Origin of the sequence: Pseudonocardia nematodicida, from assembly GCF_040105385.1 — a bacterium.
Taxonomy (GTDB): domain Bacteria; phylum Actinomycetota; class Actinomycetes; order Mycobacteriales; family Pseudonocardiaceae; genus Pseudonocardia; species Pseudonocardia nematodicida.
The window spans coordinates 570,199-582,466 of sequence record NZ_JBEDNQ010000001.1 but is presented as its reverse complement, the minus strand read 5'-3'; the positions used below and the strand labels follow the sequence as shown (position 1 = coordinate 582,466).

Sequence of the window (12,268 nt, the reverse complement as noted above, 5' to 3'; positions counted from 1 at the left end):
CCAGGTGCGGGTGACCGGACCGTCGCGCTGCGTACGATGACGCCGTGGCACATCCCCGCGGCGGGCCCGAGCGGGCGACGATCCGCCGGGTCGCGGAGGTCGCGGGCGTGTCGCCGTCGACGGTCTCGCGGACCTTCTCGCACCCGCACCTGTTGCGGCCCAGCACCGTCGAGCGGGTCAGCTCGGTCGCCGCGGAGCTGGGCTACGTCCCGGACGGTTCCGCGCAGGCGCTCAAGACCGGCCGGCGCGGCGTCATCGGGCTGGTCGTTCCGGACATCGCGAACGCGTTCTTCCCGCCGCTGATCCGCGCCGCCCAGACCGCGGCGGAGAAGGCCGGGCTGAGCACGATCATCGGCGACGGCAACGAGGACGGCACGAAGGAGGCGGCGATGGTCGGCCGGCTCCGCGGCCAGACCGACGGGATCATCCTCGCCTCCCCGCGCACCCGGGAGCCGGTGCTGCGCTCGCTGCACGAGGTCACCCGGCTCGTGCTCGTGAACCGCGACCTCGCCGGCGTCCCCCGGGTGCTGATCGACTCGGCCCCCGGCATGCGGAGCTGCGTGCGGCTGCTGGCCGGCGCCGGGCACACCCGGATCGCCTACGTCAACGGGCCCGCCGCGTCCTGGTCCAACGGCGAGCGTCTCGCCGCGATCGAGGACGCCTGCCGGGAGCACGGCATCGCACTCACGACGCTGCGGGCCCGCCTCCCCGACCACGACGGCGGCCGGGCGGCGGCCGCGGAGGTGCTGGAACTGGGTGTCACCGCCGCCATCGCCTTCGACGACGTCCTCGGCCAGGGGCTGCTCGCCGGGCTCGCCGAGCGCGGGGTCCGGGTGCCCCACGACTTCTCGCTCACCGCCTGCGACGACACGGTCAGTGCGACGACCTACCCGCCGATGACGACCGTCGGCTGCCCGATCCGGGAGGCCGGGGTGGCCGCGGTCGAGCTGCTGGTCGAGTCGCTGCGCGGCAGTGACGACGGGGACGGCAACGGCGACGGCGACCGGGTCCGACGGCTGCCCGCCGAGATGGTCGTGCGGGGGACGGTGGGTCGCTGCCGCGAGCGGTGAGCCCCGGAGCTCACCGCCGGCGTGCTTCCGCCCTCTCCCGCTGCGCCCGCGGGTCGGGTACCGGCGCGGCGGCGACGAGCCGGCGCGTGTACTCCTCGGCCGGGCTGCCCAGCACGTCGGCGGTGCGGCCCTGCTCGACCACGCCGCCGTCGCGCAGCACCACCACCCGGTGCGCCAGCAGCTCCACGACCGACAGGTCGTGGCTGATGAACAGGCAGGCGAACCCGCGCTGGTCCTGCAGCTCGCGCAACAGGTCCAGGAGCCGGGTCTGCACCGAGACGTCGAGTGCCGAGGTGGGTTCGTCGGCGACCACGAGCTTCGGCGACAGCGCCAGCGCCCGGGCGATGCCGACCCGCTGGCGCTGCCCACCGGACAGCTCGTGCGGGTACCGGTCGGCCCAGCGGGCGGGGATGCCGACCTGGTCGAGCAGCTCGCCGGCGCGGGCGTGCAGCCCGGCCCGGGGGATCGCCCGGTGGATCGCGAGTGGTCCGGTGACGCTCTCGCCGATGGTGCGCCGCGGGTCCAGGCTCGACGCCGGGTCCTGGAACACCATCGCCACGTCGCGGCGGGCGGCGCGCAGCGCGGCCCCCCGCGCCAGGGCCACGTCGGCGCCCGCCAGCTCGACGCGTCCGGCCGTGACCGGCGCGAGGCCGACGATCGCGCGCCCGATCGTGCTCTTGCCCGAGCCGGACTCACCGACCAGCCCGACGACCTCGCCCGCGGACACGGTGAGATCGACCTGCTCCACCGCCCGGAACGCCGCCCGGCGCCCGCGGCCCGGGTACTCGACGGTGAGCCCGTCGATCCGCAGGACCTCGCCGCCTCCGTGGTCACCGGCGGGGACGGAGCGGGCGGCGCCCCGGCCCAGGTGCGGCACCGCGGCGAGCAGCTCGGCGGTGTAGGGCTGGGCCGGCGCATCGAACAGCTGCGCGCACGGCGCCTCCTCGACCACGGCGCCGTCGCGCATGACGACGACCCGGTCGGCGACCTCGGCGACCACCCCCATGTCGTGGGTGATCACCAGCAGCGCCATCGACAGCCGCTCGCGCAGCTCGGCGAGCAGGTCGAGGATCTCGGCCTGCACCGTGACGTCGAGCGCGGTGGTCGGCTCGTCGGCGATGAGCACCTCGGGGTCGCACGAGATCGCCATGGCGATCATGGCGCGTTGCCGCTGGCCGCCGGAGAGCTGGTGCGGGTAGGAGTCGGCCCGGCGTTCCGGATCGGGCATGTGCACCCGGCGCAGCAGCTCCAGTACCCGCTCGCGCACCTGCCGCCGGGACAGCGTGCGGTCGTGCGCGCGGATCGCCCGCCCGATCTGGTTGCCGATCGTCCACACCGGATTGAGCGCGGTCATCGGCTCCTGGAAGACCATCGCGATCCGGCGTCCGCGGATCCGGCGCAGGGCGGACTCCGAGGCGGCGACGAGATCGGTGCCGTCGAACAGCACCGAGCCGCGCCGCCGGGCCGAGGCCGGCAGGAGATCGAGCACCGACATCGCGGTGACGCTCTTCCCGGAGCCGGACTCGCCGACCAGGGCGACCGTCTCTCCGGGATACAGCGCGAGGTCGACGCCGTGCGTGGTCTCCACCCAGCCGCCGTCGGTGCCACGGAAGTCGACCGACAGGTCGTGCAGCTCCAGGACGGGGCCGGGCGCCATGGTGGGTGAGCCGGCTCGGGCGGGGTCGGTCCGGGTGGTCATGAGATCTCCGTTCACCGGCGCGGGTCCAGCCAGTCGCGCAGGGTGTCACCGAGGGCGCCGAACGCGAGGATGGTCAGCACCACGGCGGCGGCGGGGACGAGCAGCTGGCCGGGTTCGCTGCCCAGGTAGCGCTGGCCGTCGGCGATCATCAGGCCGAGCGAGGGCTCCGGGGGGAGCACGCCGAGACCCAGGAAGCTCAGGCCGGACTCCAGCAGTACGGCCGCCGCGATCGTCAGGGACAGCTGGACCAGGATCGGCGCGAGGATGTTGGGCAGGACGGTGCGTCGCAGCAGCCGCAAGGTCGGCGACCCGAAGGCGATCTCGGCGTCGACGTACTCGGCGCGGCGTACCGAGAGCACCTGCCCGTAGGCCAGCCGGGCGTAGGTCGGGGCGAACAGCACCCCGAGGACGACGATCAGGGTCGTCGTCCCGGCGCCGAAGATCGCGACCGCGAGCAATGCGAACACGATCGTCGGGAAGGCGAGCACGACGTCGGTGACCCGCATGGTCACGAGCTCGACCCAGCGGCCGAACCAGCCACCGAGCAGGCCCAGCACGGTACCCGTCACCGCGGCCAGCGCCGTCGCGCACAGCGCGATCAGCAGCTCGGTACGCAGGCCGTACACCAGGCGGGCGGCGACGTCGCGCCCGAACGAGTCGGTGCCGAGCAGGTGCCCGCCGGTCCCCGACGGGGCGAACGGCTCCCCGGCCGGGGTCAGCGGGTCGAATGGGATCAGCAGCGGCCCGAGCACCGCGGCGACGGTGACCAGCGCGGCGATCACCAGGGCGGTCAGCCGCCACGGGTTGAGCGCGCGCCGGAGCCGCGCCGTCGAGCGCGAGCGGGGCGGGGCCGGGGTCTGGTCCCCGACCGGGACAGCGGAACTCACCGGTGCACCACCCGCGGATCCAGGACCCCGTAGACGAGGTCGACGACGATGTTGAGCGCGATGAAGGCCACCGCGACGGCGAGCACGATCCCCTGGACGACGGGGTAGTCGCGCTGGGCGACCGCGTCGACCAGCAGCGACCCGGTGCCCGGCCAGTTGAAGATCCGTTCGACGAGCACGGTGGAGCCGAGCAGGGTGCCGATCTCCAGCCCGCTGACCGTCACCACCGGGGCCAGGGCGTTACGCAGTACGTGCACCCGGAACACCCCCGCCCGGGTCATCCCGACCGCGCGGCCGGTCCGCACCCAGTCCTGCCGGGCGGTCTCGACCACGGCCGACCGGGTCATCCGGGCGACCACGCAGGCGAAGGCGACCGCGACGGCCAGCGAGGGCAGGATCAGCCGCTCGAGGTGCCCCGCGGGGTCGTCGGCGAACGCCCGGTACCCACCCGCCGGCAGCGCCCGCAGGGTCAGCGCGAACACCAGCACGAGCAGGCTGCCCAGCACGTATACCGGCACGGAGACGCCGAGTCCGGTGCCGATCCCGACGACGGCGTCGGCGACCCGGCCACCGCGACCGGCCCAGGAGCCGATGACGATCCCGGCCGAGATCCCGATGACCGCGGCGACCAGGACGATCGAGGCGGTGGCCGGCAGCCGGTCGGCCAGGTGCTCGGTGACCGGCGCGCGGTCGGTGAACGAGGTGCCCAGGTCACCGGTCAGGACCCCGCCCAGGTACTGCAGGTACTGCACCCCGAGCGGGCGGTCCAGGCCCAGCTCGGCGCGCACCTGCGCCACCGCTTCCTGTGTCACGGCCCCGGCGCCCTCCCCGGAGAGGATCACCTCCGCCGGGTCGCCGGGGACGGCGTGCAGTGACAGGAAGATCAGGGTCAGCACGACCCAGGCCAGCCCGACGCCGACCGCACAGCGCCGCAGCGCGTATCTCAGCATCCCGGGGGTCCTCCCGCCCGTGTTCTCCGAACCCGGCTCAGGCGACCGTCGTGGCGGTCGCGGTGTAGCCGGAGTGGAAGGTCAGGAAGCCGGGCAGGTTCGCGAAGCCCTGCACCCGGCTCGAGTAGGCGAACGCCTGCGCCCGGTCGCTGACCATGGCGAACGGGGTCGCGTCGACGATCTGCTGCTGCAGCCTGCGGTAGACCTCCTGCCGCGCGGTCTCGTCGGTGGTCCGCAGCCCCTCGGCGAGGGAGGCCTCGATCTCGGGGTCGGTGAACCCGAACGACCGCTTGTAGTTGGCCGGGCCGACGAGGAAGTCGGACAGGAACGCCGGGTCGTTCACGATGCCGCCGTTGCCGTTGACCGCCATCTGGTAGGCGCCGGCGTTGCCCTGCTGGATGCGGGTGGCGTAGTCGGGGTTGTCCAGGGTGACGTCGACGCCGACCGCCGCGAGGTCGGCCTGCACCGACACCGCGAGGTCCTGGTGGAAGGCGTACTGCGAGGTGGTCAGCAGGGTGGCGGCGAACCCGTCGGGGAAGCCGGCCTCGGCGAGCAGCTCGCGGGCGCGGTCCGGGTCGTAGGCCCAGGCGTCGGCGAGCGACGCCTCGTGGAAGGGGCTCTCGGCCGCCACCGGCGGGCCGGCGACCGGTCGTGCGTTGCCGGAGAACACCGAGGCGACGGCGTTGTCCCGGTTGATCGCGTGCGCGACCGCACGCCGCACCCGGGCGTCGCCGAACGGGGCCTCGTCGACGTTGAACGCCAGGTACATGACCAGGCCGCTCTGCGCGTCGAGGGTCAGGTCGGGGTCGGACTCGACCTGGTCGAAGCTCTCCCACGGGACGTAGTCGATGATGTCGACCTCGCCGGAGAGGAGCGCGTTGGTCCGGGCGTTGCCGTCCGGGTAGTAGCTGATCTCGACCCCGTCGAGCTGCACGGCGTCGGCGTCGTAGTAGCCGTCGAAGCGCTCCAGCGACATGCCCACCCCGGAGCTGTCGCCGGCCATCCGGAACGGGCCCGCGCCGACCGTGTTGACCGCGTCGGCGGCGAACGCCGACTCGGGCAGCACACCGGCCGAGGGGTCGGCGAGGTAGTCCAGGAACGCCGCGTTCGGCTCGGAATGGCGCACGACCACGGTCGTCTCGTCGGGGGTCTCGACGGCGTCCAGCGACTGCACGGCCGAGCCGATCCGGGCCGAGTTCGCCGGGTCGGCGAGGAACTCCAGGGTCCGCGCCACGTCCGCGGAGGTGAGCGGGGTGCCGTCCTGGAAGGTCAGTCCGGGCCGCAGGGTGAAGGTGAAGGTCTGGTCGTCGGCCGAGTCCCACTCCGAGGCCAGCGCCGGGACGACCTCGCCGTCGGTGTCGTAGGCGACCAGACCGCGATGCAGCAGCGACACCACGAACAGTGAGGCCGCACCCTGGTCGGCCCCGGGCCGCAGGGTGGCCGGCTCGCCGGACAGGCCGAAGTTGAGGGTCTGCGCGCCGGAGCCGGAGCCGGTGCCGCCCGAACCCGACCCGCAGGCGGACAGGGTGACGGCACCGGCCAGTGCGCCGGCGAGCTGCAGGAGCGAGCGCCGGGAGAGGCCGGCGGGCGGGGTGGGGGAGTGCACGCGCATCGGAAGACCTCGGGGGTGTGGGGGATCAGGAACGGGCGGAGACGGTGGCGTCCTCGTCGACACCGAGGCCGTCGGGGCCCTCGACGAGGTGGACGCGGTAGCGGTCCCGGGCGGCGTCGGGTGACACCCGGCCGTCGACGACGTCGCGCAGGACCAGCGCCGGGTCGCGGTCCCGCGGGTCGCCGTAGCCGCCCGCGCCCGGGCTCTCGATGCTCATGACGTCGCCCTCGCCGAGCCGGATGCCGGAGACCCGGCCGCCGGGCAGGCGCTCGCGACTGCCGTCGGTGCGCACGACGGTGAAGTGGCCGGGCGTGCCGTCGTCGCCGCCGTGCGAGCCGTGCGGACCGATCGACTGGCGGTCCGCGTGCGCGGAGAACTCGGCGGAGTCCGACAGGATCCGGATGTCGCGCCGGACGGCGAGCCCCCCGCGTCGCCGGCCGGCGCCCCCGGAGTCGGGCACCAGCTCGTAGCGCTCGGCGAGCAGCGGGTACTCGGCCTCCAGGGCCTCGATCGGGAGGTTCGACGAGTTGGTGACGTGCACCTGGACGGCGTCCAGCCCGTCCAGCTCGGGCCCCGCGCCGGAACCGCCGGCGATGACCTCGGGGTAGACGTAGAAGCCGTCGCCGACCCCGGAGAAGTTGACGTAGGTGATCGAGGAGTGGCTGCCGGCCGGTATCTCCGGGACGGCCTGGGCGAGCGCGGCGAACACGACGTCGGCGACCCGCTGGCAGGCGTCGGTGCGTGCGGCGACCGGGGCCGGCTCGCGCGGGTTGACCAGGCAGCCCTCCGGTGCGGTGATCGTCACCGCGTCGAAGAACCCGCCGTTGGCGGGGATCCCGGGGTCCAGTGCGGCCTTGAGGGCGTAGTAGACCGTGGCCTCCAGCGCCGAGCGCACGACGTTGATCGCGACGACGGCCTCCCGGCCGGTCCCGGCGAAGTCCAGCGCGATCGCCGAGCCGTCGACGGTGACCGTGACCGCGACCGGGATGGGCCCGAGCTCGGCGTCGTCGGCGTCGAGGAAGTCCTGCGCGTGGTAGCGGCCGTCCGGGATCCGCTCGACCGCCACGGCCAGCCGGGTGGCGGCGTAGCCGAGCATGTCCTCGCAGGCCGCCTCGACGGTCTCGACGCCGTACTTGACGCAGAGCTCCACCAGGCGGGCGCCGCCGAGGCGTAGTGCCGAGGTCTGGGCCAGCAGATCGCCGCGGCGCTCCTCGGGCAGCCGCGAGTTGAGCAGGACGAACGCGACGACGTCGGAGATCACCTCGCCGCCGGTGGCGAACCGGACCAGCGGGATCCGCAGGCCCTCCATGAAGATCGAGGTGGAGTCCCCGGAGTTGGAGCCGGGCACGTGGCCGCCGACGTCGCTGTGGTGGGCGATGTTGGCGGTGAACCCGATCAGCCGAGGCTCGCCGTCGTCGCCGTCGGGCCCCGACGGGAGGAACACCGGGGCGACCATCGTGATGTCCGGGAGGTGCGTCCCGCCGCCGGAGTACGGGTCGTTGGTGATGTAGACGTCGCCGGGCGCGAGCTGCTCGAGGTACTCCGGGGCGATCAGCCGGCGGACCGCGCCGACCATCGATCCCATGTGGATCGGGATGTGCTCGGCCTGCGCGACCAGCCGCCCGCGGGCGTCGAACAGCGCCGTCGAGCAGTCGGCACGTTCCTTGATGTTGGTCGAGTAGCTGGCGCGCCGCAGTGACATGCCGATCTCGTCGGCGATCGAGAGCAGCACGTTGGAGATCACCTGCGCGGTGATCGGGTCGGGGCCGGTCCGCTCAGGCATCGGTACCGACCTCCACGTGCAGCACCCCGTAGGTGTCGACGACGGCGTGCGAGCCGGGGGTGAGGACCACGGTGGAGTCCATCTGCTCGATCACGGCCGGGCCGTCGAGGCGGTCGCCCTGCATGAGGCGGCTCCTGTCGTAGACGGGGGTGGGGAGTTCCCGGCCGCCGAACACGACCGGGCGGGTCTCGCGCAGCGCGCGGGCGGGGTCGCCGTCGCCGTCCGGCAGCGTGCCGGGCACCGGGGGATCGGTGCGCTGGCTCGCGGTGACGGTCGCGTTCACGACCCGGATGCCGGCGTCGGCGTGCCGGAACCCGTAGGTGCGCTCGTGGGTGGCGTGGAAGGCCTCGGCGACCTCGGGCAGCACGGCGGCGTCGAGGCGGCCCGGCGGGAGGTCGACGTCGAGCTCGAAGTTCTGCCGGCCGTAGCGCAGCGCCAGGGTGAACACGGTCCGGCGGTCGGCCTCGGGGACCTGCTCGCGATCGAACCAGTCGGTCGCCTGCTCGTCGAGGCGCTCCAGGGCGCCGGTCACGTCGGTGAGCGCCTCCTCGGACAGCGGGGCGAGCACCGACTGCACGAAGGTGGCCCGCACGTCGCTGACCAGCAGGCCCAGCGCGCAGAGCGTGCCGGGGTGCGGTGGGACGAGCACCGTGGTGATGCCGACCTCGCGGGCGACCTCGACCGCGTGCAGCGGACCCGCGCCGCCGTAGGCGACCAGCGCGTAGTCGCGGGGGTCCTCGCCGATCTCGACCGAGACCGCGCGCACCGCGCGGGCCATGTGGCTGTTGGCGAGCCGGACGATGCCGGTCGCGGCTTCCGGTACGTCGAACCCGAGCGGGTGCCCGACCTCGGCGACCACGGCCTGCGCCGCCGCCGCGTCGATCGGCATGGCACTGCCGAGCCCCTCGCGCGGGTTCTGCCGGCCCAGCACGATGTTCGCGTCGGTGACCGTGGCACGGTCGCCGCCATGCCCGTACGCGGCGGGCCCCGGGCGGGCCCCGGCGCTGCGCGGGCCGACCTGCAGCGCCCCGGCGTCGTCGGTGCCGGCGATCGAGCCGCCACCCGCGCCGACGGTGTGCACGCTCGCCGAGGGCACCCGCACCACGTAGCCCTCGATGCTGCGCTCGGCGGTGGTGACCGCCTTCCCGCCGGAGATCAGGCAGACGTCGGTACTGGTGCCGCCCATGTCGAAGGTGATGACGTCGCGGTGCCCGGCCAGCCCGGCGACCCAGGCCGCGCCGGCCACCCCGGCACTCGGGCCGGACAGCAATGTGGTGACCGGTCGGCGGGAGACCGAGTCGGGGGAGACCAGGCCGCCGTTGGACTGGATGATCCGGGGGGCGACCGGGATGCCCAGGTCCGCGGTGCGGTCGGCGAGGTGGGTGACGTAGCGGTGCATCCGCGGGCCGACGAAGGCGTTGATCACCGTGGTGGACATCCGCTCGAACTCGCGGAACTCCGGGGCGACCTCGCTGGAGCGCGAGACGTAGACCTGGGGCACGGACATGGCCAGCGCGTCGGCGATCGCCCGCTCGTGCCGGTCGTCGCGGTAGCTGTGCAGCAGGCAGATCGCCACGGCCTCGACGCCCGCCTCGCGGACCTGCTCGACGACCCGCGCGACCTCGTCGTCGGACAGCTCGCGCAGCACCTTCCCGCTCGCCCCTACGCGCTCGGCGACCTCGAAGGTGAGCGCGCGGGGGACCAGGATGCGCGGCTTGCGCCCGGCCAGGTCGTAGAGCGATGGCCGCTTCTGCCGGGCGATTTCGAGCAGGTCCCGGAAGCCCTCGGTGACGATCAGCGCGGCCGAGGAGCCGTCCAGCTCGAGCAGGGTGTTGGTCGCGACCGTGGTGCCGTGGCCCAGGTAGCGGACCGCACCGGCCGGGGTGGCGGTGCCGGACAGGACGTCGCCGACGCCGTCGCGCAGGGCCAGGGACTGGTCCTGCGGCGTGCTCGGCAGCTTGGCGATGTGGAAGCCGCCGTCGTGGTCGATCGCGGTGACATCCGTGAAGGTGCCACCGACGTCCACGCCGATCCTCATGTGTGGTCCTCTCGCAGCGGACGGGGCGGGTCGCGGGGGAGCAGGAGAGCGGGAGCGACCTCTCGGGACTTGACGGTAGTGAATACTGCAGCTGAGATCCAGAAGTAGTCAATACGACAGAGTTACGAATGGGGGGACCGGGGCAACATGATCGAAACAGCCGGTGAGCAGGACCTCGCCGAGCGGATCAGAGAGCGGGCGCCCGGGCTGCCGCAGGCACTCGGGCACGTGGCGGCGTACTGCCTGCGCCATCCGGACACCGTGTCGACGTCGTCGGCGGCCGAACTCGGGGCCGCCACCGGCACCAGCGACGCGACGGTGGTGCGGACCGCACGGGCGCTCGGTTACCGCGGGGTGAAGGAGATGCGTCGCGCCGCTGCCGCGCTCATCTCGTCGCGTTCGGACCCCGGCGCGGTCATGGCCCGCCGGATCGAGCAGGTCTCGGCGGGCTCCTCGCCGTTCGACCGGGTCGTGCGGGACACCGTGCGCGGCGTCGAGTCCCTGGGGGAGTTCATCGCGGCCGACGAGTGGGAGGCCGCCGTCGACGTCCTGGCCGCAGCGGACCGGATCCTGGTCTACGGGCTCCCTCCGGTCGGGTTCGTCGCCGAGCACCTCGCCCTGATGCTCGGCCGGATCGGGCGCAGCGCGGTCGCCGGATCGGCGACGGGGGTGGCGCTGGCCGACCGGCTGCTCTCGACCGGTCCGGTGGGGGCCGCCGTCGTCTTCGCACCGGTCCGTCAGTTCCCCGAAGTCACCACGGTGGTCCGGTACCTGCGTGACCAGCAGGTGCCCTGCGTGCTGGTCACCGAGGCGCTGGACATGCCGATCGCAGCCGAGGCCGACCACGTGCTGGTGACCCCGCGGACGTCGCTGGACACCGCGGGGGAGTCCACGCTGCCGCTGGTGGTGGCCCAGGCACTGCTGATGTCTCTGGCCGCCCGGGACCGCGCGGGCTCCGGTGCGGCGATGGACCGGCTGCACGCTCTGCGCGACCGCATCGCCGAGGACGCGGGCATTCGCCGCCGCCGCGCCCCGGCCGTCGAAGGAGGGCACGGATGACGACACGACCGCAGCACGTGGTGATCGTCGGAGGCCGCATGGTCGGCTCGGCGCTCGCCGCCTCGCTGGCCGCCCGGGGTGTCGACGTCACCGTGATCGACACCGCCGACCCGGCGGGCGACGCGACCAGCGCGTCCTACGGGTGGATCAACTCGCACAAGAAGCACCCCGAGAGTTACCACGCACTCAACTCCGCCGGCCTGGAGCACTTTCACTCCGTGCTGTCCGGGGTGCCCGGCGCGTTCCGGGCCACCGGGCACATCGAGGCCGCCGGGACCGACGAGCACGTCCGGACGCTGACCGAGCGGTCCGAGCGGCTGGCCCGGCTCGGCTACGGCGTCGATGAGCACGAGCCGGCTGACCTGCCGGCGCTCGTACCCGGCCTCGCCGCACCGGCGCGGCTGGTGCGCGGCTTCCCCCGCGAGGGCATCGCCTTCCCCGACCGGCTCGTCGCGCACTTCACGGCGACCGCCGTCGCGGCCGGGGCCCGGATCTTCGACGCCCGCGTCACGCGGGTGCACGCAGCCGGGGTGGTGCTCGACGACGGGTCGGCGGTCACGGCCGACGCGGTCGCGATGTGCGCCGGGATCGCCACCGGCGAGCTGGCCGCCACCGCAGGGCACGACGTGCCGACCGTCGCCCCCGCCACCGGCAACGTCGTCATGGGTTACATGGCCACCACCGCACCGACCCCGGCGGCGGTGGAACGGATCGTCACCACCGACCTGCTGAACGTGCGTCCCGAGGCCGACGGCGGTATGCGGTTGCAGGCCCTGGACCTCGATGTCGACTGCGACCCGGACCGGGCTCCGTTCGACGTGCCCGCCCGCGTGAGCGCCGCGTTCGCCGACCGGCTCGCCTCGGTGATCCCGGCGGCTGCCGGTACACCGCTACGGGTGCGGGTGGGCCGCCGGGTCATTCCCGGCGACGGATTCCCCGCGGTCGGGCCGGTCGACGACGACGCCCGGATCTGGACCGTCGTCACGCACAGCGGGGTCACACTGGGACCGTGGCTCGCGGAGCGCACGGCCGAGGAGATGCTCGGCGCCCCGCGCGACCCGCGGCTCGACGGCTACTCGCCGCGCCGGTTCGCGGGACGGGCCGGCGCTCCCGTGGCCCCGGCGGCGCCACGGCGGGCCGGGGAGCAGTGACCTGCTCGTGAGTGGTGGT

Annotated in this window: 9 protein-coding genes; 3 read left to right on the top strand and 6 right to left on the bottom strand. The window is 74.0% G+C overall.

Translation table 11 applies throughout. The annotated features are described in order from the left end of the window. The first annotated feature begins 44 nt into the window (after window positions 1–44). Entirely contained in the window at window positions 45–1,070 is a 1,026-nt protein-coding gene (locus WIS52_RS02655) for a LacI family DNA-binding transcriptional regulator (RefSeq protein WP_349296440.1), read from the top strand. A 10-nt stretch (window positions 1,071–1,080) separates the two neighbouring features. Here the strand turns inward: WIS52_RS02655 and WIS52_RS02650 are convergent, their stop codons facing one another. From WIS52_RS02650 to WIS52_RS02625, 6 genes are read right to left on the bottom strand one after another with little or no spacing between them, the layout of a single operon-like run. Beyond that, window positions 1,081–2,769 (bottom strand): ABC transporter ATP-binding protein, encoded by a 1,689-nt coding sequence (locus WIS52_RS02650; protein WP_349296439.1) that lies wholly within the window; start codon window positions 2,767–2,769, stop codon window positions 1,081–1,083. 11 nt (window positions 2,770–2,780) lie between these two features. Next, window positions 2,781–3,656 carry an ABC transporter permease gene (locus WIS52_RS02645; RefSeq protein WP_349296438.1) on the bottom strand — a complete coding sequence of 292 codons (876 nt, stop codon included), beginning with the start codon at window positions 3,654–3,656 and terminating at the stop codon, window positions 2,781–2,783. Beyond that, the gene (locus tag WIS52_RS02640; protein ID WP_349296437.1) at window positions 3,653–4,606 is read right to left on the bottom strand and encodes an ABC transporter permease; all 954 of its coding nucleotides are present in this window, start codon (window positions 4,604–4,606) and stop codon (window positions 3,653–3,655) included. Before WIS52_RS02640 ends, WIS52_RS02645 begins: the two co-directional genes overlap by 4 nt. 37 nt (window positions 4,607–4,643) lie before the next feature. Beyond that, on the bottom strand, window positions 4,644–6,218 hold the full coding sequence (locus WIS52_RS02635; RefSeq protein ID WP_349296436.1) for an ABC transporter substrate-binding protein: 1,575 nt from the start codon (window positions 6,216–6,218) through the stop codon (window positions 4,644–4,646). Between the two features lie 25 nt (window positions 6,219–6,243). Beyond that, the gene (locus tag WIS52_RS02630) at window positions 6,244–8,001 is read right to left on the bottom strand and encodes a hydantoinase B/oxoprolinase family protein (protein ID WP_349296435.1); all 1,758 of its coding nucleotides are present in this window, start codon (window positions 7,999–8,001) and stop codon (window positions 6,244–6,246) included. Continuing rightward, window positions 7,994–10,039, bottom strand: a complete 2,046-nt coding sequence (locus WIS52_RS02625; protein ID WP_349296434.1) for a hydantoinase/oxoprolinase family protein — start codon at window positions 10,037–10,039, stop codon at window positions 7,994–7,996. The genes WIS52_RS02630 and WIS52_RS02625 overlap by 8 nt, the downstream gene beginning before the upstream one ends. 147 nt (window positions 10,040–10,186) lie before the next feature. On the opposite strand from WIS52_RS02625, the gene WIS52_RS02620 reads away from it, so the two are divergent. Both WIS52_RS02620 and WIS52_RS02615 read left to right on the top strand, forming a co-directional pair. Beyond that, window positions 10,187–11,098, top strand: coding sequence for a MurR/RpiR family transcriptional regulator (locus WIS52_RS02620; RefSeq protein ID WP_349296433.1), 912 nt, complete (start codon window positions 10,187–10,189; stop codon window positions 11,096–11,098). Then, complete coding sequence (locus tag WIS52_RS02615) at window positions 11,095–12,249, top strand: NAD(P)/FAD-dependent oxidoreductase (RefSeq protein WP_349296432.1); 1,155 nt, start codon at window positions 11,095–11,097, stop codon at window positions 12,247–12,249. Before WIS52_RS02620 ends, WIS52_RS02615 begins: the two co-directional genes overlap by 4 nt. The last annotated feature ends 19 nt before the right edge of the window (window positions 12,250–12,268 follow it).

Bases quoted from the DNA above. Each gene is read 5' to 3' on its own strand.
- WIS52_RS02650 (WP_349296439.1), bottom strand. From the start codon at position 2,769: ATGACCACCCGGACCGACCCCGCCCGAGCCGGCTCACCCACCATGGCG.
- WIS52_RS02640 (WP_349296437.1), bottom strand. From the start codon at position 4,606: ATGCTGAGATACGCGCTGCGGCGCTGTGCGGTCGGCGTCGGGCTGGCC.
- WIS52_RS02635 (WP_349296436.1), bottom strand. From the start codon at position 6,218: ATGCGCGTGCACTCCCCCACCCCGCCCGCCGGCCTCTCCCGGCGCTCG.
- WIS52_RS02630 (WP_349296435.1), bottom strand. From the start codon at position 8,001: ATGCCTGAGCGGACCGGCCCCGACCCGATCACCGCGCAGGTGATCTCC.
- WIS52_RS02625 (WP_349296434.1), bottom strand. From the start codon at position 10,039: ATGAGGATCGGCGTGGACGTCGGTGGCACCTTCACGGATGTCACCGCG.
- WIS52_RS02620 (WP_349296433.1), top strand. From the start codon at position 10,187: ATGATCGAAACAGCCGGTGAGCAGGACCTCGCCGAGCGGATCAGAGAG.
- WIS52_RS02615 (WP_349296432.1), top strand. From the start codon at position 11,095: ATGACGACACGACCGCAGCACGTGGTGATCGTCGGAGGCCGCATGGTC.